Origin of the sequence: Anaerosalibacter bizertensis (assembly GCF_009696605.1) — a bacterium.
Taxonomy (GTDB): Bacteria; Bacillota; Clostridia; order Tissierellales; family Sporanaerobacteraceae; genus Anaerosalibacter; species Anaerosalibacter bizertensis.
In genome coordinates this window covers 97,139-116,638 of the sequence record NZ_VULR01000008.1, presented here as the reverse complement: position 1 = coordinate 116,638, position 19,500 = coordinate 97,139, and the positions used below count along the sequence as shown (strand labels likewise).

The window sequence follows — 19,500 nt, the reverse complement described above, 5'->3', positions numbered from 1 at the left end:
AATATTAAATCCTTCTAAACTCATCTGTATCTATAACAAAGATTGTAGCTCCTCCTACTTCTACATCTTTACTTCCATTGTCAACTTTCGTTCCATTGCATAAATCTTTTATAGTATCTATAACTTCATCTACCTTTTCATCTTCAACCCCTATTAAAAGGGTGGTATTACCTGCTTTTAAAAATCCTCCTGTGGATGCTAGCTTTGTAACCCTATATTTTTTGTCCATTAAAGCTTTTACAACTTTTGCTACATCCTTATCTTGAACTATAGATATTATAAGTTTCATAAATACATCTCCCTTCAATTAAACCCTAATATATTTTTCTACATCTAATATAAATATAGTAGCCCCACCTATTTTAACATCTAAAGGATATGGTATATAAGTATCTCCTGGCATAGTCACAGTCATTAAAGAAGTAGTAATTTCTCTAGTTTTACAAGTATCTTCTATTATATTCAATACATTATCTACCTGTTCATCTTCAACCCCTATTAAAAGGGTAGTATTTCCTGATTTTAAAAATCCTCCTGTTGAAGCTAATTTTGTAACCCTGTATTCTTCTTCAGTTAAATCCTCTATTAAACCAGGTGCATCTTCATCTTGAACAATGGCAATTATAAGTTTCATAATATATACCTCCTTAAAGTATATTTTCTATCTCTTTTCTAACTTGCTCAAAAGTTTCCTTTACTGACTTAGAAGCATCTATTACCTTTATATTTTCTGGATACATAGAAATAAGCTCCTTATATCCATCATATACTTCTTTGTGGAAATTAAGTCCTTCTTTTTCCAATCTATCCCCTTCTTTTTTATTAGTCTTCCTGTTTAAGGCATATATTGGATCCACATCAAAAAATAGAGTAAGATCTGGATTAACTCCTTCTATAGCAAAGTCATTTATAGACTTAACATCTTCGATTCCCAATCCTCTTGCCACTCCTTGATAAGCAAGACTAGATAGTACAAATCTTTCACATATAACTACTTTTCCCTCTTCTAATGCTGGCTTTATCTTTTCAGAAATATGTTGGCTTCTAGAAGCTGCATAGAGTAGTGCTTCTGTTCTAGGGGACATATGTATATTTTTGTTGTTAAGTATTATATCTCTTATATCTTCTCCAATAGGTGTTCCTCCTGGTTCTCTCGTAAATATAAAATCTATTTTCTTTTCTTCTAAGTATTTTGAAAGCAATTTCACGATTGTGCTTTTCCCTGAACCATCTGGTCCTTCTAATGTTATGAATATTCCACTCATTTACTGGTCATTCCTTTCTTATATGGCTACATTTATCTTTTCTTTATTATAATCTAGTAGTCCAATTATTTCTACATTGTTTTTCTTTAAAAAGTTTATATATTCGTATATTTCTTCAGTAATTATTTCTCCTGGCACTACTATTGGTATTCCTGGTGGATAGGGAATGATAAAGCTGGCAGAGGTTCTACCTATACTGTCCTTTAATTTACAAGACTGCTTTTTACTGAAAAATCCTTCCCTTATTGACCTGGATATAATTGGCTTAAACTCTTCAAAATTAAAATCTCTCTTTTCTTCATATGGTGCCCATTTAGATATATCTTTTAAAGCAGATACAAGACTATTTAAATCTTCTTCTGTATTCATAAGGGTAGTCAAAGCCAATGCATAATAATAATCTGACATTTCCAATTGTATATTATATTTCTCCCTTAATATCTTTTCTAGCTCAGTCCCCCTTATTCCTTCTATACTTAAAAGCATTTTAGTTATATCCACATCTTTAATAGTAGAATCTTCTATATCACCTGTAAATATAGATACTCTATCTATTTCTTCTATTTCTGATATACATTTCTTTATATTTTGTATATGTTTATTCAGTCTTTCCTTTCCTTCTTCAGCCATATAAGCTCTAGCTATATCTAATGAAGCCATAAATATGTAGGAAGGACTAGTAGTTTGATATAGATTATACATATCTTTCAATTTATCTATATCTACCCTATCAGATCCTACATGAATCATAGAAGTCTGTGTAAAGCTAGGTAATGTTTTGTGAGTGCTTTGGATTACTATATCTGCTCCTACCTCTAATGAAGACTTGGGAAGAGTATCAGAAAATACTAAATGGCTACCATGGGCTTCATCTACTAAAAGTATTTTATCGTATTTGTGAACTATATCTACTATCTTTTCTATATGACTACATATTCCATAATAACTAGGATAGGTAATGACAACTGCCTTTATATCTGGATTTTCTTTTAAGCTATTCTCTATATCTATTGGATGGATTCCCGTTATAATATTATGTTTTTCATTATAGTTTGGATAAATATATTTGGGAACAAGATTATTTAAAATGATTCCATTATAAACAGATTTGTGACAATTTCTTTGAATAAGCACACTGTCTCCAGGGTTTGTTATAGCAGACAACCCTATATATATTCCCCCTGTAGTTCCATTTACAGAATAGAATGTTGATTTTGATTTAAAGGTCTTAGCAGCTAGCTTTTGACTTTTAAGTATTATCTCACTAGGGTCTTGTAAATTATCAAGACCTTCTACTTCTGTTAAGTCTATAGTCGGTATATATTTTTCCCAATTTATAGTAGTATATCTACCTTTATGACCTGGAGTATGAAAAGATATATTATTTTCTTTTATATATTGTTTAAGTCCTTCAAATATTGGAGTTTGCATTTTTTGCTCCTTTCAATTTATTATATATGTATATTATAACAAAAAAGAGTATCAGTTTAATTAAACCTGACACTCTTTTAATATATCTTTAAAGATATCCATATATTTTTTATACTCTTCATCTTCAACTCTCGTCTTTGTAATATTATCTAAACATTTTTCACATAAATGTACTTCTAAAAATTTTATCCCTTCATCTTTATTTTGTTTACAAACTGCACAGTACAAATAATCAACTCCTTAACAAGCTTTTATTATGATTATTGCCTATACATTACATATTATTCTTATTTTAGGAAAATTGTGCTTGTTTATAAGGAGTCTAATATTTCAATCTTATATTATAGCCACAATTTGTACATTTGTTATCTTCAATACCTATGATTTCTACACCATAATTTCTCTCTACTAATTTTGTGCTACATTCTGGACAATAGGTATTGGCATCTGCTCCCCACACATTGCCTATATAGACATAGTTTAAGTATTTAATTGCTTCATTTTTGGCATTTAAAAGAGAAGCGTAACTAGTTGAAGGAACATTCATTCTAAAAGCTGGATAATATCTAGTCAGATGTAGAGGAATGTTTTTATCTATACTGGATAGCCACTTTGAAATTTCTCTAATCTTTTCTACAGAGTCATTCCTGCCTCCTATAAGAAGGGTTGTTACTTCAATTAAGGTTTTTTCTTCAGCCAATTTTATAGTTTCTAGTACTGGTTCTAGACTACCTTTACATAGTCCCTTATAAAATTCATCATCTATAGATTTTAAGTCTATATTCATAGCATCTATATAAGGTAATAGTCTTTTTAAAGGTTCTTTTTCTATATACCCATTAGTAATATAGACATTTTTAAGCCCTTCATCTTTTACTTTTTTTGACATATTTAAAATATATTCATACCATATGGAAGGTTCATTATAGGTATAAGCTACACCTATAGAAGAATTGGACTTTGCTAGTTTTAAAATATCTCCATCAGATATTTCTACTGTGGCTGGATTGGAATGGGCAATTTCCCAGTTTTGGCAAAAACTACATTCTAAATTACACCCAAAGGTTCCTATGGAAAATATTTTGCTCCCTGGATAGAAATGATATAATGGTTTTTTTTCTATAGCATCATAGGCATAGGAAGAAACTTTCCCATAGTTTAGTGTATATAATACCCCGTTTTTGTTCTGCCTTGCTTTACAAAATCCTAGATTTCCATCCACTATAATACAGCCATGAGGACATAAATGACATTTTACTTTTTTATCTCTAATTTTTTCATAGTACAGTGCTTCTTTAAGTTTTTCCATGGAAAACTCCTCCTATTATGAATGTCTTTCCACTTCAAATCTTTCTATAGTATAATCTTCCTTTTCATTTATACCTGCTTTTTGAAGAGCTATTTTAACCTGTTCTTCAGGACTAGTTATCCCTTCTAAATTAGGTAAAAGTAATCCTCTTCTAAAGCCCTTTGAAACTATAACACCATACTTTTCTACATCTAATTGGTCTATAGAGTCTACTTCTTCTGCTTCTTTTAATATATCTACAGAATACACTAAATCCTTTAATTCTTCTTCATATACAACTGGGAACCTAGGATCCCTTGTACCTGCACTTATAGCATTTTTAATTATTTCTTCTGCTACAGAAGATTGGACAGGATCTATTGTACCTATACATCCTCTTAGCTTTCCATCTTTTTTAATGGAAACAAATACACCGGCTCTTTTATCTGTTAAATCCTTGCCGAGATTGTTAGGAATTTTCATCTGTTTTTTGTTTTTTATATAGTATTCTAAACTTTTTCTAGCAAGAGACACATACTCATCTTCATTTTCTCTTATAGATTTCAGTCTATTCCTTTCTTTTTCTTCTAATTTATCATATGATTTTTTATTGTCATCTCTTCCCTTTATATCTACTTTTGCTGTACAATATCCAACTCCAAAAGGTCCTTCATAGGAGTAAACTTGAGTTTCTACATCAAATCCATCTAAAAACCCTGCCATGATCATTAAAGATCTTAGTCCACATTCTCCTGCACTTTCTCCTAAGTTAATATCAAAGGAAGCTATAGATTCAAAATCATTATTTCTCAAATATTTAACTATTTTTTTATCAAATACTTCTCCATCTGGTGAATAACTATAGGGTCCTTTATTAGAAAGTCTATGAGACAAGTCTCCACTTGCAATAAATACTACTTCTTCTTTTGAATCTAAAACAATTTCTTGTAGGATAGTTCCAAATCTATATAGTTCTAAAGGTGATATAAGTCCATAAGTAATGTGAACTAATTTATAGTCTTCATATTCCTTATTTACAAAGTATAATGGAACCAATGTACCATGGTCTATTTCTGTTTCAATATTATAATCTAAAGCGAACTCCTTATCTATAGGTGCAATAGCTATTCCTTCTTTGCCAGCGTTTCTAACAATCTTATTTACTATATCTCTATTATTCCTAAACTTAAATTTTAAATCTTTCCTGCCAAAATTTTTAAAGCTTCCCATAAGTATTTCTTCGCAAGATATAGATAAAGCGTCGCTAAAAACTGGACCATGAGGAGTAATTATAATTATAGTAGTTGGCTTTTTTGATTTTATATCTTTTGCTAGTTTTTTTACTCCTACAATAGTATTTTCTGCTCCTTTTTCTCCACCTCTTCCTATTTCTTCAACTATTATTGGGGGATGAGGAAATAGATAGGTACCTAATAATTTTCCCATTTTTTTCACCTCCAATTGTTTTAACGTTTTCCTTTATCTTCTATTGTAAGCAAATAATCAATAAATATCAAACTTGTTTGATATTTATTGCCAAAAATAAAAGAGGCTGTCCCATGATTTCTCTTAAAATCATTTAAAGACAACCTCTTTTGACATTATTTCGTTTTGTAATGGCTGGGATTTACTTGAAACTTTGAAGAATTAATAGAAGATACTTTGCCTTTCTTCTTACTTCTTGAAAGTTTATAATCCTTTTCTAAATCCCTAAATGCATAGGTTAAAAAAGTGAATATGCACATTAGGATAATAATAGAAATAATGTATTTCATATGATAGTTCACCACCAGTGCAACACATTATTTCTATACATTATATCAGATACTAATATCTATTACTATAAATTATTTATTCTTCATCAGCATCTTCTTCAGATTCTTCACCGATTACTTCTACTTCTGGCATTTCTTCTTCTAAATCTTCTTCCACTTCTTCAGCTACTTCAGTCAATACAGCTATTGGATCTTTTACATCATCCAATATAGTTATATTCTCATCTTTAGCTATATCTAAGTCTTCAATAAGTAAAGGAGTATTTAAATCAATATTAGAAACATCTGCCTCTACTGATTGAGGTATATTCGCTGGTAAACATTCAATATTAACTTCATCAATTTGTTGAACTAGTATAATATCTCCCTTTTCAACATTTTCTCTTCCTACTATAGTTATAGGTATAGTAAGTTTAACCGTTTCATCCATACGAAGTTTTTGGAAATCAACATGAAGATATTGATTCTTAATAGGATGTTCTTGTATTTCTTTTATTATTACTGGAATTACCTTATCATCTAATTCTAAATCCATTAGTGATGAGGAGCCATGTTTTCTCAACACCTTTCTAAATTCTGCTTCATCTACTTTTACAGGTTGTGTTTCCATTCCTTTTCCATATAAAATACCTGGAATATAACCTTTATTTCTTAATTGCCTAGATCTGTTTTTCCCCATCTCATTTCTTAATTCTGCAGCCATTTTAACTTCTGCCATTTTTATAGCCCCCTTCGTGTATTTTTAGCTATATCGTTTGGTAAAACGATATTACATTAGTTATATCAGAAAAATTGAATATTTGCAAATTCCCAGTCAATTTTTACAGTATTGCTTGAAGTATAAATAAGAGAATTACTCCTGGAACCCCTAGAAAACCTGCAACTAAAGCATTTAAAGGGTTTATCACTATAGATAGTCCAAAAAGTCCTCCAATAAGATTTACTAAAAGGAGTATCACTCCCCCCAGTATACCATTTATTATTAATTTAATTATTATCTTAATAGGAATAACCAATAGCATCCCAATTAGATATAGAAGCATTAACCCAAAAGCATAAGCAAGTACTATGCTGAAATTCATACTATCCCCCCTTATTATATGTTTACAATATTATATAATAGGGAAGTCTTTTTACAAGTATGATTTTATTCTTATATCCTTTTTCTTAGCCTTTTTTAGAAAATAAATGTATTTTATCTTAGAGGCTTCTATTTCATATATAGCATGATCTATTAAGTCTGGTTCTGTAACAGATTCAAAGTAAATTTCTTTTTTCTTCCATTCTTCAAAAGCTTCCCTCAATTTATTAACTATCTCTTCTTCCTCTGTTAACTCCTTGTTTCCACTTAACTCTTTAATTTTTTCCGAAAAAAGTCTTACTGTATCCATTATCTTTTCTGGTCTTTTCTTATAATCTTCCTTTATATCAGCCATAATAATCCCCCCGACTTTTTTTATTAATATATATCTTTAACAAAAAAGGGGAATATTATACTCATTAAACTATTCTAACCATTTGCTTATGCCTTTTCTTATAGAATAAGCAACTTTTTCCTTATATTTATCATCTTTTAATAAAGCGTTATCCTTTGAGTTAGTTATAAAGCCTATTTCAACTAATACCCCAGTATATTCTGTTTCTCTCAATATAAAATAATCATAGGGAAAATATTTAGCATTCAAATCTTCTTTTAAATAATTCTTATATACATTTGTATTTATTGAATCACAGATGCTTTTAGCTAATTTTTCACTTTCAGATGAATCTGGATAATAATATACTTGAATACCTCTAGCTGAAGGACTTTTACTTGAATTAACATGAATACTTACAAAAGCAACTGGCTTACTTTTGTTTATAATAGTCTTTCTTGCATTTAAATCCCTTCTATATCTAGAAGCATTGATACTACTAAAATCTTCTAAGGATTCATCAGCCTCCCTTGTCATGACTACATTGAATCCTTCTTTTATTAGCTCCTGCTTTAAATATAGCCCTGTATCTAAATTTATATCTTTTTCAAGTAGTCCATCCCTATCACTTGTACCTCCATCAATTCCCCCATGGCCCGGGTCTACTACAATTACTCCATTGCTATTATATTTAAATATGCTAAGTGACTTTGAGTTACTAAAAAAAGTGATGAGTATAATTAAAAATATTATTAAACCCAATAGAGCCAATATTAATTTCCTATTTAATTTGATTACATAAATTCTTGGTTTTCTCTTCATTTTATTACCTACATTCTTAAAATAATATAGTTCTCTCTATTATATCTATTTAACACTCTAACTATATAGACCTAAAAATATTAAACAGATATAATAAAAAAACTAGGCTATAAATATAAAAAAGATCCTATGGAGTAGACAATGAAAAAAGTCTACTTCTACAGGATCTTTTTTGTACAATGTAATAGAAAGGTTGTGAATATAATGAGGAAGAAACTATTTTCTGTCTATATAAAAACCCCTCTCTTTTTGCTTATAAGCATTGAATCACTTCTCCTCTGTTGCCAGATTAGGTTGTGACAACATGAATATTAAGGGTTTGCATTATACTTCATAATATTCTATAATTTAACTATAAAGTTTCTATTATAAATGAAATGAGGTGGAAATTATAAAAAAATTATTTGTTTAATTATAGTTAGTACATTTTTTTTAAGCTTTTCTAGTTTAACATTTGCTGAAACTAATTTACCATCTTCTCAAAATCAACTAATAGAAACACATAACCACAACGACACATCTGAAGAAAATATAGAACCAGAATCAGCTTCAGTTGGCAAAACGATTGTAGGATTATCAATGTGGGCATCTCATCGTAATTATCATACCTCATATACTAGAACAGTTGTTAGACAAGGAAAAAAATACGTAGTAACATATAAAGCGGCTCCTAGATCAAAGTGTAAATATTGCAAAATAAAATCTTATTAAAGGAGAATATTATGGACATTATAAAAAAGTTTGTTAGTAGATATGCAGAATATTTTATTATATTTTTCCTTGCTGATTTATTAATTGATCGTACATTTAACATTGTAGGAAATTTAAAAATTACATTTGTTATAACAGTCATAACAACGTTATTTGTATATGTATCAAAAAAATTACCATCTTAATAAAATCTAAACTTAGACATACTTTCACCCCTTAATTTAATTCTTTATGAAAATTCTTTTCAATTTTACAAACCTATACCTATAAGTTTGTCAAGTGAAAGATTAAAAGAGGTGAGTAAAGACTTTACCTTTACTCACCTCTTTGTTTCTAAACTATTTAATTTTTTCCGTTTTTAAGCCATTGTGCTACCATAGCTGTTCGTTTACCTTGATGTTTTGCTGCTTCTTCTACATCTTCAATCATTTTTCCATCTTGATCTATTGTTACGCTGGTTCCATAAGGGTTTCCTCCAGCCTTAAAAATAGATTTGTCTGTATATCCAGGAGGTACAATTATTGCTCCCCAGTGCATTGCTGATGTATATAACGCTTGAACAGTAGCTTCTTGCCCACCATGAGCATTTCCTGCACTAGACATAGCACTTACTACTTTGTCATTTAATTTTCCTGCTGCCCACATTCCCCCCATTGTATCTAAAAATTGCTTCATTTGAGAAGCTACATTTCCAAAACGAGCTGGTGAACTAAGTATAAATGCGTCAGCCCATTCTATATCGGCTTCAGAAACAACAGCTACATCTTTGGTCGCCTCTACATGAGCTTTCCATTCTGGTTTTGAATTAATCGCTTCTTCAGGTGCCAATTCTGGAACCTTTAACACCCTTACTTCTGCCCCTGCTTCTTTCGCTCCTTCTTCAGCCCATTTAGCCAGCTGATAATTAGTCCCTGTGGAACTATAATATATAATCGCTAATTTAACTTTTTCCATATCTAAATTCCCCTTCCCAAAATAACTTTACTTCTCTCTTATATAAATGTTACCCTAAAAAGTAGGATATAAACTTTGGACATTAGGAACAATTATTTTTATTTCGTTAAAAAATATATTCTTATAAAAAGTAAATACTAATATCAAGCCTTAAATATCAAATTGGAGGGATATTTTTTGAAAATAAAAGGTTTTTTTAGCAACTTAAAATCAGCAAATAAAGCAATAGAAGAGCTTAAAAAAGAAGGCTTTAAGAATGCCTATTTAGATGCTAATGATCATTATATAGGGAATAGGAATGTTCAAACCAACCTTCCTGGAGCTGATGGTGCTGGAAGTCTTTCAGATTTAGTAATAAATTCAGGTTCTAATAATATTGAAAGGGATGAAGCTCCACTAGCCGCAGCTAATCCAATGGTAAGTGGCATGGGCAACTTTGAAGAAATAACAGATATAAATTTTAGTGTAGTTGTAGAAACAGATGGAACAAATTCTACCAAAGCTGAAGAAATAATTAAGAATATGGGTGGAATGACTGATGACCCTAATGTAAGCAGAAATAAAGAAATATCTAAGGCTGATATAGACTTTGGAGAAATAACAAAAAATACCAGGAAATATTAAGGTAAAAAAGGTAGGTGCTGTTAACAGCACCTACCTTTTTATACTGGATCTATACTTGCTTTTCCATGAGCTTATTCATTATCATAAGCTTGAATTCATCATCGTGAACTATACTAGCTTCCCCAAAAACTAATACACTCCAAAACCTCATGGTGAAATCTTTAGCCTCAGATGTAGAATATATTTTTCCTGGACTACTAACTTCTAAACAAACCTTAGGATTATATCCTATATTATCTAGTTTTCTTCCTTTAAAACCTGTGTGGAAATATATCTTTTCCATAATTGCTATTTATTGAAAAATTTATTGCTTTAAGATATTATCTTAATATAAGAATTTTTGAAATATTATATTGGAAAGGAGAATGGATTTGGAAGTCAAGGAAAAGAAAAAAGTTAAAGTCCCTCATGTATATGTAATAGTTTTTTTCTTAGTTCTTATTGCTGCCATTTCTACATGGTTTATACCTTCAGGAGAATTTGAATATGAGGAAATCAATGTTAACGGAGTTGTAAGAAATGTCGCTGTACCTGGTTCTTATAAGATTATACCAAAAGAAGAGACTACAAGGGCTGGACTAATAGAATTTATGAGTTCCTTTCATAAAGGAATGATAAATAATGCAGAAGTTATGATGCTAATATTCATAGTGAATGGCGCTTTTGCATTGATTGTAAAAACTGGTGCTTTTCATGCAATGCTTGGATCACTTCTTAGAAAGCTTGGAAATAAATCAAAAATTATTATTCCTGTATTCTTTGTATTATTTGGCTTAGGCGCTTCTCTATTTGGTATGAATAATGAATACAATGGTCTAATTCCAATCTTTGTTGGACTTGGAACTGCCTTAGGTTATGATGCAATGTTAGGTTTCGCAATTATAGAGTTAGGCAGGAGCTTAGGATTTGCAGCAGCAATTATGAATCCATTTACAATAGTAGTGGCCCAAAGTATAGCTGGAGTTCCTATATATTCTAATACTCCATTTAGAATAGGTATATTCATTGTTTTCAACATTATAGGTATATATTGGATTTTTAGATATGCTAGAAAGCTAGAAAAAGATCCAGCAAATAGTTTGATGAAAGATGAAGAAACAATGTTTTCTTTTGACAGAGAAGAATTAATAGAATACGAAGTAACCAATAAACATATTTTAATATTTATTGAAATGCTATTAGCATTATTACTTATAATGTATGGATTTATCAAACTTGAATGGGGTTCTATTGAATTATCTGGTATATTCTTGTTAATGGGAATTATAGCTGCCCTAATCAATGGATGGAGCCCTAATAAAATAGCTGAAGAATTTATAGAAGGCTGTAGGAATATTGTATATGGAGCATTAATAGTAGGTTTTGCAGGGGCTATTTTAGTAGTGCTTAAGGAAGCTCAAGTAATAGACACTATAGTTAATTTCATGGGCTCCAGTCTAGGCCGTTTTCATCCTGCAATAGCAGCTCAAGGTATGCTATTTATACAAACTATAATTAATTTCTTTATACCTTCAGGGTCAGGCCAAGCTGCAACCGTAATACCTATGATGGCACCTATAGGTGATTTAGTAGGTGTAAGCAGGGAAATAACTGTTTTAGCTTATCAAATGGGAGATGGACTATCAAATCTACTATGGCCAACATGCGGTATTGTAACAGCCTGTGGAATAGCAGGTATACCTATTGATAAATGGTGGAAATTCTTCATTCCTCTATTTGGAATAATGTATGTTATGCAAATGATAATAATATTTATTGCAACTGCTGTAGGAATGTAAATAAAAAATCTGAGCTAATTCTGGCTCAGATTTTTTATTATCTTATTTTTCCTTCTTGTTTAAATAGTCTTTTATTGCACTTCTAAGTGCTTGAACTCCAAGATTAGAACAATGTAGCTTATTCTCAGGAAGACCGTCTAATGCTTCAACTATATCCTCTTCTTGTATTTCTAAAGCTTCTTCTATTGTCTTTCCTTTTGCAAGAACTGTAGTCATACTACTTGTAGCAACTGAAGCAGTACATCCAAATACTAAGAAAGATATATCTTCAATTACCTCGTCTTTAACCTTTATGTAGATAGTTAGTGAATCACCACATCCAGGGTCACCAAAAGTTCCTTTACCATCTGCCTCAGCCATAGTTCCCACATTTCTTGGAGTCATAAAATGCTCAATAACCTTATTCGAATACATTTCCATCACATCCTAATTTAAAGTTTATAATATATGTCACTGGAATGTTTTAGTTGTTACATATTTTTAATCTTTATTTCTTGCTAAAACTTTCACTTATAAGTTTGCTTATTTTTCAGAAAAAATACAATGTGAAGTCTATTTACTTCCCGTTCATATGCCTATATTATGTGCTCTCTATATTCTTGAGAAAAAACATCTTTTTTCTTACTGGGTGAATGGTTCTGCAGAATTAGGAATAATATCTTCTGCCATATACCTATCATTCATTTATAAACTCCCCTTTACATCAAAAAGCTCTCTTGTACTATCTAAATCTCCCTAATTACCTTACAAGGATTTCCTACGGCAACTACATTTTGCAATAATCAATCTTCTTAATATCTCTTCTTTTTTTCTCTTTTCACCAGGTCTTGTATTGTTGAACTCAAAAGTTAATTCTCTTGCATATTCTCTTTCTCTCACTAATTCTTTATCATTAGCATTATAAAAATCACCTGCTAACATTTTCTCCTTTTCACTTCTCATAGTACTTTCTCCTTTATAATCTTATAAAAATCCTAATACTATTATATCTAAAAAATTTTTTCAAAAGCTATTCTTCCACTTCCATCTTCTAAATAAATTATTCCACAATATTTAAATCCATTTTTCTTAAGCAGTTTCTGCATGGCCAAATTTTCCCTATGGGTATCTATTTTTATGCTATGTACATTTTTTCCCAAACAAATTTTCTCTACATTCTCTAAAATCAAACTTGCTAATCCTTTTCCTTTATATTTTGAATCAATAGCTATTCTATGAATAACAACATATTCACCATCACTAATCCATTCACCATCATAAATATGTTCATAAGTTTTTTCTCCATCAAAGGAAACTGCTGCAGTGCCAACTATAATATTATCTTTTAACAATACATATCCATAATTATTAGCAATATCATTACAAACTGTTTCATAATTAGGATAGTTGTCTTGCCACTGGTCAATTTCTTGTTCTTTAAAATAGTCTTGTGCCTGCTTTATAATATTCATTATACTATTGGCATCTGATTTAAAAGCTTTTCGAAGTTCCAAACTTATAGCTCCCTTCCTTACTCCATTCTACCCCATTTCATTTCTTCACCATTTAAATCATATTTTTTTCTCTTGGCATTGATTTCTTCTATATCTATTCTATATACATTGGTCCTTTTCAATCCTGCTTTAATAGCCATGTCAAAATAATCCATCTTTGTCTTAGTATATTTCTCACATATCAATCTCATAGCTTTAACTTTTTCTTCCTCATCTTCTACTAATTTTACTTTACCTGTGACAACAGCAGACTCATATTCAGTTGTAAAGACCTTGCTAATAAGTAACACTGCTTTCGACTCATCTTTTACTATTTCATCTAATTCCTCTTTGGTATAGTTTTCTGGAATTTTTGTTTCTCCTACAAAGGCTATACTGACTTTAGGGTTTTTTTCAAATATTTCAACCTTTTTCCCACCCATAGCCGAATGAAAATATAGGTTGTTTTCATCCCTTACAATAGAAAGAGGTATGCCATAAGGTTCATTATCTTCATCAATCATAGATATAACTCCATATTTAGACTTGTCTATGACTTCTAAACCAAACGCCTTAGTCATTTCTCTGTCTTTTCGCCTCATTGTTTTCACCTGCCCAATTAGTATGCTTTTGTTTCTTTCTCCCACACCTACTCAAATATATCAGACAATTTAATTATCAAATCTTTAAATATTACCGATTTTATTATATCTTCTTTAGAGTAAATAATTGGTTCTGAATAAAAATCATCCTCATTCAAGTTAAAAATTTGAACTGTTTTATTTTGAGGAGATATTATCCAATATTCTTTCACCCCTACCTTCATATATAATCCCATTTTTTAATGAAATCATTAGAAGCAGTAGAAGGAGATAATACTTCAACAACAAGGGTAGGAACACCAATATAGTTTTGTTCTCCTAAACCTTCTTTATCACAAATTACAGTCAAATCTGGCTGAACTCTATGGGTTTTATCTTCATGCTTTAAAACCACATCAAAAGGAGCAACAAAATGTCTACATTCTTTACCTTTGAAGTAATTACCAAATTCTGTTGAAAGATTAGTAACAACTATTTGGTGAATTACAGAAGGAGCAGATAGTAGATATATCTTACCATCTATAAACTCTAAATTATCATTACTCTTTTTATCTATTTCTAAAAATTTTTTATATGAAATTTCTTTTTCTTGAGGAGTCATATTTCCACCTCCAGTTATATTTAATGTATCTCTAAATAATATCTTCTATATTATTTATATAATATCATAAATTATAAACTTCATCATTGTCTTTTTAATATTTCATGTGTAGAACTCATTTAATTGAAATAGCTTTTTGCCTTATTTTATAAAAATATATTTCTTATAAAAAGTAAATACTAATATTGATTTGTGAATATAAAAATGGAGGGATATTTTTGGAAGTCAAAGGTTTTTTTGAAAACTCAAAATCAGCTAATGAGACCGTAGAAAAACTAAGGTCAGAAGGATTTGAAGATGTTCATTTAGATAATAGTATACATTATATAAGGAATAGAAATTCTAAAACTAATTTTTCTGGCACTAATGGAACAAATCTTTCTTCAGATATAATTTTAAACTCTGAAGTAAATAATGCTAATGATTCTGATGAAATGACAAATATAGGATGCAGTATCATTGTTAAAACAAATGAAACAAATTCTGATAAAGCTGAAGAAATAATAAAAGATATGGGTGGAATAACTAATAAATCTATCTAATAAAAATGAAAAATAATAGAAACCATAGCTCTAAGGTAATCATTCTCACCCTAGAACTATGGTTTCTAGCAAATTATATTATTATACTGGCCTATTTTTTAATACTTTAATATCTACTTCATGTCTTCCTATTATATCTTTTACTGCTTCAAGATTTTCATCCACATTCTTTAAATATCCTTGTATATGTGCTATATCATTAGACATTTTATCATGTTCTGCTTTATTTATTTCCGAATTGTGCATCAATGCCTTCAATATGGAATGATCCTCTTTTTGTTGCTCTTTAATCCATTTTATTTCATCCTTAATTGATGACATTTCACCTTTCATTGATGCCATTTTCCCCGTCAGCTTTTCATCTAGTGATGTCATTTCACTTTTTATTGAAGTCATTTCATCCTTCATTGATGTCATTTCACTTTTTATTGAAGTCATTTCATCTTTCATTGATGTCATTTCCCTCAATATAGATTCTAATATTTCTCTATCTGTCATAAAAGTTCACCCCCAGCTTTACAACTCTCTTCTACCTTCCAGTGCCTTGGAAAGTGTGACTTCATCATAGTACTCTAAGTCTCCTCCCACAGGTATACCATGGGCTATCCTTGTTGTTTTAATTCCCATTGGTTTTAGAAGTTTTGAAATATACATTGCTGTTGCTTCTCCTTCTACTGTAGGGTTTGTTGCTAGGATTACTTCTTCTACTTCACCATCTTGAAGCCTTTTTAAAAGCTCTTTTATTCTTATATCATCTGGTCCTATATCATCCATAGGTGATATGGCACCATGAAGAACATGATACATTCCATTGTATTCTTTAGTTTTTTCCATAGCTACTACATCTTTTGGTCCTTGTACTACACATATTGTAGAATTGTCCCTCTTTGTATTCTTGCAAAGATGGCAAGGATCTTCATCTGTTAAATTACAACATATACTACAGTATTTAATTTTTTCCTTTGCGTTTACAATTGAATGTGCCAATTTTTCTGCTTCTAAAGGCTCCATTTCAAGAATATGAAAAGCTAATCTTTGAGCTGTTTTTTTACCTACTCCTGGAAGTCTAGATAGTTCATCTATTAGATTGGCTATAGGTAATGCATAATATTCCATACTTTATTGCCTCCTAGAAAAGACCTGGAATATTCATTCCTCCAGTAATCTTTTGCATTTCTTTTGAAACATAATCTTCTGCACTTCTTAACGCTTCGTTTACAGCTGCTAATACTAAATCTTGTAACATTTCTATATCATCTGGATCTACTACATCTTCATCTATAGTAATAGAAACTACTTGTTTTTTACCATTAGCTACTGCAGTTACTGCTCCTCCACCTGCGCTAGCTTCTATTTCCTTTTCTTCTAATTTTTCTTGAAGCTCTGCCATTTCTTTTTGCATTTTTTGAACTTGTTTCATCATACCACCCATATTGCCCATTCCTGGGAATCCACCTCTAGCCATAATTTTTTGCCTCCTTAATCATCTATTATTCGGACTAAGTCCTCTCCAAAGAAGTCTATTACTTCTTTAGCCATTTCCTTTATTTCATTGTTTTTTTTTTCTTCTTTTCCATCTTCATTTTCCATACTATTTGCCATAACAAATTTCACTTTTATATTTTTATTGAAATGGCTGGAAATAATTTTTTCAACAAATTCTCTATTGTGATCTTTTTCTATAGCCTGTTTGTGAAATCCAAAGCCATCACCATACCCTATTGTCAACATCTTATTATCATAAAACAGTGGCTTGCCTTCCTTCAACAAAGCTTGTGTAGAAACTCTTTTACTTTTTACCAATTTTAAAACATTTGGCCATTCTTTTTTTATTTCATTAAAACTTATATCTTTTCCATCATCTACTATATCTACTACTTCCTCTATTTCTTCAGTATCTTCCTCATGAGTTTTTTCTTCAACTTGTTTACTTGTATTCTGTTTTTTCTCTATTTTGTTTTTAGTATTTATTTTTTCATCTGCTTTTTTTTCTGATACAGTTATATTTCCACTTTGTATCATCTTTTCTAATTTATCTATTCTTTCTTCAAGGCTATCCTCTCCAGTTAATGATATAAGTCTTACAACTATCATTTCGAGAATTATCCTAGGTTGACTAGACCATTTAGCTTGATTTTCTCCTTCATTTAAAACTTGAATTGCTTTTAATATGAAATTAAGAGATAGTTCTTTAGCTTGTTTAGTATATCTTTCTACTATTTCAATTTCTAAATCTATTATATCCCATGGGTCTGTAGAAGTTTTTGATATCATTAAATTCCTAAAATGGTATATTAAATCCTTTATAAATTGGTTAATATCTTTACCATTTTGTATAATGTCATCAACTACATTCAATGCTTCTTCTAGTTTTTTATCTTTTATACTGTCTATTAGATTAAACATTAGATCATTGTTAGCTATACCCAATATGTCTAGTGCATCTTCATAGGTTAGGATACCTTCTCTAAAAGATATACATTGGTCAAGTAAACTTAAAGCATCCCTCATTGCTCCATCTGAGTTCCTTGCAATAAGTTTTAGTGCACCTTCTTCTGCTTCAAGACCTATTTCATTACATATATTATTTAAATTTTTAATTATATCTTGTGTGCCAATCCTTTTAAAGTCAAACCTTTGGCATCGGGAAAGAATAGTCTGAGGAAGTTTTTCAACTTCAGTAGTGGCAAGTATAAATATTAAATGTTTCGGCGGTTCTTCCAATGTTTTTAATAAGGCATTAAAAGCTCCCTTTGAAAGCATATGAACCTCATCTATTATATAGACCTTATACTTTGCCCTAGATGGAGGGTATTGTACTTTTTCTCTCAATTCCCTTACATCATCTACACTGTTGTAACTAGCTGCATCCATCTCTATTACATCCATTATACTTTCATCAATAATTCCACTACATATATCACAACTATTGCATGGATTGCCATCCTTTGAATTAGTGCAATTTACAGCTCTTGCAAAGATTTTGGCTGCAGAAGTTTTACCTGTTCCCCTAGTTCCTGAAAAGAGATAAGCATGGCCTATATTATCTCTTAATATTTGATTTTTTAAAGTAGTAGTTATATGTTCCTGTCCTAATACTTCATCAAAGGTTTTAGGACGAAAGCGTCTATAAAGTGCTTGATACATATTATTTTCCACCTTTATTGTACTTAATAAATATATTATACCAAATAACTCTTGTCAAATACATACCTTAATTATATTCTAAAAATTTTTGTATATAAAAAGACTAAATTTAATGACAAAAATAAATTTGACATACTCTAGTTTTTCTTGTATAATAAGAATCTGTAATGTACAAATTTAAAGTTTTTAAATTTAGTCAAAATTTGGAGAGATGACCGAGTTGGCTGAAGGTGCTCGCCTGGAAAGCGGGTAGACGTTAACGCGTCTCGTGGGTTCGAATCCCACTCTCTCCGCCATAAGAAATTTTGCCGTGCTAGATGGGGAGGTAGCGGTGCCCTGTAACCTGCAATCCGCTATAGCAGGATTGAATTCCTAGTTTCGGCTTATTTATTCTAGGGTCTGCCCTAAATAAGTGATGTTGACGATTGGGTCCTGCGCAATGGAAATTCATGAACTCCGTCAGGTCCGGGAGGAAGCAGCGGTAAGTGAACACTTTCATGTGCCGTGGGAGTGCCTAGTCCGAGTTAACTGTTTAGGTAACGTCTAGGGTAATAAGTCTACGCTAGGTGCACGGCTTACATATGAGAAAAAACTGTCTCTTAATATTAAGAGACAGTTTTTATTTTATCCTTTAAAATCTTTATTTCCTTTTAATTGATATTCGGCAAGATTAGATTTTCCATAAGTAAGTCCTGTAACTATTTTAGGATCTATATTTTTCTCTAATTCACTAAAGCCTTCTTTAAGTGGCATAGTTATCTTAATAGCTTTTTCAAAATAAGTCCTATCCTTATTACTTTCTCCCATAGTTAGAAGCTTATTTATATAGATATATATTTCTTTTAAATTCTTTGCTATTTCTGAATTCCCTTGCAGGGTAGAAAGAAGCTCTGCTAGAATATCTCTGGAATTATTATTTATATAATTCAGCTCATTATAATCTTTTTCATCTATAGCAACTATACTATCTTCAAAATTATCTATTATTGCCTCGTACAATATAGTTACTAGTCCTGCTTCATTAGTAGATAATATTCTCTTTTCTATTTCCTCTTTATTAAGCATATATCCAT

Annotated in this window: 27 protein-coding genes, 1 tRNA gene and 1 other RNA gene; 5 read left to right on the top strand and 24 right to left on the bottom strand. The window is 30.5% G+C overall.

Annotated features, from left to right (window positions below; translation table 11 throughout):
* Positions 1 to 4 precede the first annotated feature (4 nt).
* The 12 genes from FYJ27_RS07365 to wrbA all read right to left on the bottom strand — a co-directional run bounded on the left by FYJ27_RS07365 (position 5) and on the right by wrbA (position 9,661).
* On the bottom strand, positions 5 to 289 hold the full coding sequence (locus FYJ27_RS07365) for a cyclic-di-AMP receptor (RefSeq protein WP_154484206.1): 285 nt from the start codon (positions 287 to 289) through the stop codon (positions 5 to 7).
* Between the two features lie 18 nt (positions 290 to 307).
* Positions 308 to 634, bottom strand: coding sequence for a cyclic-di-AMP receptor (locus tag FYJ27_RS07360; protein ID WP_154484205.1), 327 nt, complete (start codon positions 632 to 634; stop codon positions 308 to 310).
* Positions 635 to 647: 13 nt separating this feature from the next.
* A complete protein-coding gene (gene tmk / locus FYJ27_RS07355; protein WP_154484204.1) occupies positions 648 to 1,265 on the bottom strand; it encodes a dTMP kinase in 618 nt (205 codons plus the stop codon).
* An 18-nt stretch (positions 1,266 to 1,283) separates the two neighbouring features.
* Positions 1,284 to 2,696 carry an aminotransferase class I/II-fold pyridoxal phosphate-dependent enzyme gene (locus FYJ27_RS07350; RefSeq protein ID WP_154484203.1) on the bottom strand — a complete coding sequence of 471 codons (1,413 nt, stop codon included), beginning with the start codon at positions 2,694 to 2,696 and terminating at the stop codon, positions 1,284 to 1,286.
* Between the two features lie 60 nt (positions 2,697 to 2,756).
* Positions 2,757 to 2,924, bottom strand: a complete 168-nt coding sequence (locus FYJ27_RS07345; RefSeq protein ID WP_154484202.1) for a sigma factor G inhibitor Gin — start codon at positions 2,922 to 2,924, stop codon at positions 2,757 to 2,759.
* A 94-nt stretch (positions 2,925 to 3,018) separates the two neighbouring features.
* On the bottom strand, positions 3,019 to 4,005 hold the full coding sequence (gene amrS / locus FYJ27_RS07340; RefSeq protein WP_154484201.1) for an AmmeMemoRadiSam system radical SAM enzyme: 987 nt from the start codon (positions 4,003 to 4,005) through the stop codon (positions 3,019 to 3,021).
* 15 nt (positions 4,006 to 4,020) lie between these two features.
* Positions 4,021 to 5,430 (bottom strand): AmmeMemoRadiSam system protein A, encoded by a 1,410-nt coding sequence (gene amrA / locus FYJ27_RS07335; protein ID WP_154484200.1) that lies wholly within the window; start codon positions 5,428 to 5,430, stop codon positions 4,021 to 4,023.
* 405 nt (positions 5,431 to 5,835) lie between these two features.
* On the bottom strand, positions 5,836 to 6,477 hold the full coding sequence (locus FYJ27_RS07330; protein WP_154484199.1) for a 50S ribosomal protein L25: 642 nt from the start codon (positions 6,475 to 6,477) through the stop codon (positions 5,836 to 5,838).
* Positions 6,478 to 6,580: 103 nt separating this feature from the next.
* A complete protein-coding gene (locus FYJ27_RS07325) occupies positions 6,581 to 6,841 on the bottom strand; it encodes a pro-sigmaK processing inhibitor BofA family protein (RefSeq protein WP_154484198.1) in 261 nt (86 codons plus the stop codon).
* Positions 6,842 to 6,892: 51 nt separating this feature from the next.
* Positions 6,893 to 7,195, bottom strand: a complete 303-nt coding sequence (locus FYJ27_RS07320) for a DUF2508 family protein (RefSeq protein WP_216385122.1) — start codon at positions 7,193 to 7,195, stop codon at positions 6,893 to 6,895.
* 69 nt (positions 7,196 to 7,264) lie between these two features.
* Positions 7,265 to 7,996 carry an N-acetylmuramoyl-L-alanine amidase gene (locus FYJ27_RS07315; RefSeq protein ID WP_154484197.1) on the bottom strand — a complete coding sequence of 244 codons (732 nt, stop codon included), beginning with the start codon at positions 7,994 to 7,996 and terminating at the stop codon, positions 7,265 to 7,267.
* A 1,053-nt stretch (positions 7,997 to 9,049) separates the two neighbouring features.
* A complete protein-coding gene (wrbA, locus tag FYJ27_RS07310) occupies positions 9,050 to 9,661 on the bottom strand; it encodes an NAD(P)H:quinone oxidoreductase (protein WP_154484196.1) in 612 nt (203 codons plus the stop codon).
* Between the two features lie 177 nt (positions 9,662 to 9,838).
* Here wrbA and FYJ27_RS07305 point away from each other — a divergent pair, with 177 nt between their 5' ends.
* On the top strand, positions 9,839 to 10,285 hold the full coding sequence (locus FYJ27_RS07305) for a hypothetical protein (protein WP_195839102.1): 447 nt from the start codon (positions 9,839 to 9,841) through the stop codon (positions 10,283 to 10,285).
* Between the two features lie 49 nt (positions 10,286 to 10,334).
* Here the strand turns inward: FYJ27_RS07305 and FYJ27_RS07300 are convergent, their stop codons facing one another.
* The gene (locus tag FYJ27_RS07300) at positions 10,335 to 10,568 is read right to left on the bottom strand and encodes a pyridoxamine 5'-phosphate oxidase family protein (RefSeq protein WP_154484195.1); all 234 of its coding nucleotides are present in this window, start codon (positions 10,566 to 10,568) and stop codon (positions 10,335 to 10,337) included.
* Positions 10,569 to 10,656: 88 nt separating this feature from the next.
* Between FYJ27_RS07300 and FYJ27_RS07295 the strand changes: the two genes are divergently transcribed.
* Positions 10,657 to 12,063, top strand: a complete 1,407-nt coding sequence (locus FYJ27_RS07295) for a YfcC family protein (RefSeq protein ID WP_226808005.1) — start codon at positions 10,657 to 10,659, stop codon at positions 12,061 to 12,063.
* 42 nt (positions 12,064 to 12,105) lie between these two features.
* Here the strand turns inward: FYJ27_RS07295 and FYJ27_RS07290 are convergent, their stop codons facing one another.
* The 6 genes from FYJ27_RS07290 to FYJ27_RS07270 form a co-directional block, all read right to left on the bottom strand.
* Positions 12,106 to 12,477, bottom strand: a complete 372-nt coding sequence (locus FYJ27_RS07290; RefSeq protein ID WP_154484193.1) for an iron-sulfur cluster assembly scaffold protein — start codon at positions 12,475 to 12,477, stop codon at positions 12,106 to 12,108.
* Positions 12,478 to 12,807: 330 nt separating this feature from the next.
* Positions 12,808 to 13,005: a maltose acetyltransferase domain-containing protein gene (locus tag FYJ27_RS07285; RefSeq protein WP_154484192.1), complete on the bottom strand. Its 198-nt coding sequence runs from the start codon at positions 13,003 to 13,005 to the stop codon at positions 12,808 to 12,810.
* Positions 13,006 to 13,052: 47 nt separating this feature from the next.
* Positions 13,053 to 13,556: a GNAT family N-acetyltransferase gene (locus FYJ27_RS07280; protein WP_154484191.1), complete on the bottom strand. Its 504-nt coding sequence runs from the start codon at positions 13,554 to 13,556 to the stop codon at positions 13,053 to 13,055.
* Positions 13,557 to 13,573: 17 nt separating this feature from the next.
* Positions 13,574 to 14,137, bottom strand: a complete 564-nt coding sequence (locus FYJ27_RS07275) for a pyridoxamine 5'-phosphate oxidase family protein (protein WP_154484190.1) — start codon at positions 14,135 to 14,137, stop codon at positions 13,574 to 13,576.
* A gap of 47 nt (positions 14,138 to 14,184) precedes the next feature.
* On the bottom strand, positions 14,185 to 14,361 hold the full coding sequence (locus FYJ27_RS12910) for a Uma2 family endonuclease (RefSeq protein ID WP_268234915.1): 177 nt from the start codon (positions 14,359 to 14,361) through the stop codon (positions 14,185 to 14,187).
* Positions 14,358 to 14,738, bottom strand: a complete 381-nt coding sequence (locus FYJ27_RS07270; protein ID WP_268234914.1) for a Uma2 family endonuclease — start codon at positions 14,736 to 14,738, stop codon at positions 14,358 to 14,360. The genes FYJ27_RS12910 and FYJ27_RS07270 overlap by 4 nt, the downstream gene beginning before the upstream one ends.
* A 218-nt stretch (positions 14,739 to 14,956) precedes the next feature.
* Between FYJ27_RS07270 and FYJ27_RS07265 the strand changes: the two genes are divergently transcribed.
* Complete coding sequence (locus tag FYJ27_RS07265; protein WP_154484189.1) at positions 14,957 to 15,280, top strand: hypothetical protein; 324 nt, start codon at positions 14,957 to 14,959, stop codon at positions 15,278 to 15,280.
* 81 nt (positions 15,281 to 15,361) lie between these two features.
* Here the strand turns inward: FYJ27_RS07265 and FYJ27_RS07260 are convergent, their stop codons facing one another.
* From FYJ27_RS07260 to dnaX, 4 genes are read right to left on the bottom strand one after another with little or no spacing between them, the layout of a single operon-like run.
* On the bottom strand, positions 15,362 to 15,778 hold the full coding sequence (locus FYJ27_RS07260; RefSeq protein WP_154484188.1) for a hypothetical protein: 417 nt from the start codon (positions 15,776 to 15,778) through the stop codon (positions 15,362 to 15,364).
* Positions 15,779 to 15,796: 18 nt separating this feature from the next.
* Complete coding sequence (recR, locus tag FYJ27_RS07255) at positions 15,797 to 16,396, bottom strand: recombination mediator RecR (protein ID WP_154484187.1); 600 nt, start codon at positions 16,394 to 16,396, stop codon at positions 15,797 to 15,799.
* 13 nt (positions 16,397 to 16,409) lie between these two features.
* Positions 16,410 to 16,745 (bottom strand): YbaB/EbfC family nucleoid-associated protein, encoded by a 336-nt coding sequence (locus FYJ27_RS07250; RefSeq protein ID WP_154484186.1) that lies wholly within the window; start codon positions 16,743 to 16,745, stop codon positions 16,410 to 16,412.
* 14 nt (positions 16,746 to 16,759) lie between these two features.
* Complete coding sequence (dnaX, locus tag FYJ27_RS07245) at positions 16,760 to 18,427, bottom strand: DNA polymerase III subunit gamma/tau (RefSeq protein ID WP_154484185.1); 1,668 nt, start codon at positions 18,425 to 18,427, stop codon at positions 16,760 to 16,762.
* A 205-nt stretch (positions 18,428 to 18,632) separates the two neighbouring features.
* On the opposite strand from dnaX, the gene FYJ27_RS07240 reads away from it, so the two are divergent.
* Both FYJ27_RS07240 and ffs read left to right on the top strand, forming a co-directional pair.
* Positions 18,633 to 18,723: transfer RNA gene (locus FYJ27_RS07240), tRNA-Ser, on the top strand.
* 12 nt (positions 18,724 to 18,735) lie between these two features.
* An RNA gene (gene ffs / locus FYJ27_RS07235) (signal recognition particle sRNA large type) lies at positions 18,736 to 19,001 on the top strand.
* Between the two features lie 50 nt (positions 19,002 to 19,051).
* On the opposite strand, the gene FYJ27_RS07230 is transcribed toward ffs, so the two are convergent.
* The gene (locus tag FYJ27_RS07230) at positions 19,052 to 19,492 is read right to left on the bottom strand and encodes a flagellar export chaperone FliS (protein ID WP_154484184.1); all 441 of its coding nucleotides are present in this window, start codon (positions 19,490 to 19,492) and stop codon (positions 19,052 to 19,054) included.
* Positions 19,493 to 19,500 lie beyond the last annotated feature (8 nt).

Coding starts and splice junctions, on each gene's coding strand:
- FYJ27_RS07365 (WP_154484206.1), bottom strand. CDS start 289: ATGAAACTTATAATATCTATAGTTCAAGATAAGGATGTAGCAAAAGTT.
- FYJ27_RS07360 (WP_154484205.1), bottom strand. CDS start 634: ATGAAACTTATAATTGCCATTGTTCAAGATGAAGATGCACCTGGTTTA.
- tmk (WP_154484204.1), bottom strand. CDS start 1,265: ATGAGTGGAATATTCATAACATTAGAAGGACCAGATGGTTCAGGGAAA.
- FYJ27_RS07350 (WP_154484203.1), bottom strand. CDS start 2,696: ATGCAAACTCCAATATTTGAAGGACTTAAACAATATATAAAAGAAAAT.
- amrS (WP_154484201.1), bottom strand. CDS start 4,005: ATGGAAAAACTTAAAGAAGCACTGTACTATGAAAAAATTAGAGATAAA.
- amrA (WP_154484200.1), bottom strand. CDS start 5,430: ATGGGAAAATTATTAGGTACCTATCTATTTCCTCATCCCCCAATAATA.
- FYJ27_RS07330 (WP_154484199.1), bottom strand. CDS start 6,477: ATGGCAGAAGTTAAAATGGCTGCAGAATTAAGAAATGAGATGGGGAAA.
- FYJ27_RS07325 (WP_154484198.1), bottom strand. CDS start 6,841: ATGAATTTCAGCATAGTACTTGCTTATGCTTTTGGGTTAATGCTTCTA.
- FYJ27_RS07320 (WP_216385122.1), bottom strand. CDS start 7,195: ATGGCTGATATAAAGGAAGATTATAAGAAAAGACCAGAAAAGATAATG.
- FYJ27_RS07315 (WP_154484197.1), bottom strand. CDS start 7,996: ATGAAGAGAAAACCAAGAATTTATGTAATCAAATTAAATAGGAAATTA.
- wrbA (WP_154484196.1), bottom strand. CDS start 9,661: ATGGAAAAAGTTAAATTAGCGATTATATATTATAGTTCCACAGGGACT.
- FYJ27_RS07300 (WP_154484195.1), bottom strand. CDS start 10,568: ATGGAAAAGATATATTTCCACACAGGTTTTAAAGGAAGAAAACTAGAT.
- FYJ27_RS07290 (WP_154484193.1), bottom strand. CDS start 12,477: ATGTATTCGAATAAGGTTATTGAGCATTTTATGACTCCAAGAAATGTG.
- FYJ27_RS07285 (WP_154484192.1), bottom strand. CDS start 13,005: ATGAGAAGTGAAAAGGAGAAAATGTTAGCAGGTGATTTTTATAATGCT.
- FYJ27_RS07275 (WP_154484190.1), bottom strand. CDS start 14,137: ATGAGGCGAAAAGACAGAGAAATGACTAAGGCGTTTGGTTTAGAAGTC.
- FYJ27_RS12910 (WP_268234915.1), bottom strand. CDS start 14,361: ATGAAGGTAGGGGTGAAAGAATATTGGATAATATCTCCTCAAAATAAA.
- FYJ27_RS07270 (WP_268234914.1), bottom strand. CDS start 14,738: ATGACTCCTCAAGAAAAAGAAATTTCATATAAAAAATTTTTAGAAATA.
- FYJ27_RS07260 (WP_154484188.1), bottom strand. CDS start 15,778: ATGACAGATAGAGAAATATTAGAATCTATATTGAGGGAAATGACATCA.
- recR (WP_154484187.1), bottom strand. CDS start 16,396: ATGGAATATTATGCATTACCTATAGCCAATCTAATAGATGAACTATCT.
- FYJ27_RS07250 (WP_154484186.1), bottom strand. CDS start 16,745: ATGGCTAGAGGTGGATTCCCAGGAATGGGCAATATGGGTGGTATGATG.
- dnaX (WP_154484185.1), bottom strand. CDS start 18,427: ATGTATCAAGCACTTTATAGACGCTTTCGTCCTAAAACCTTTGATGAA.
- FYJ27_RS07230 (WP_154484184.1), bottom strand. CDS start 19,492: ATGCTTAATAAAGAGGAAATAGAAAAGAGAATATTATCTACTAATGAA.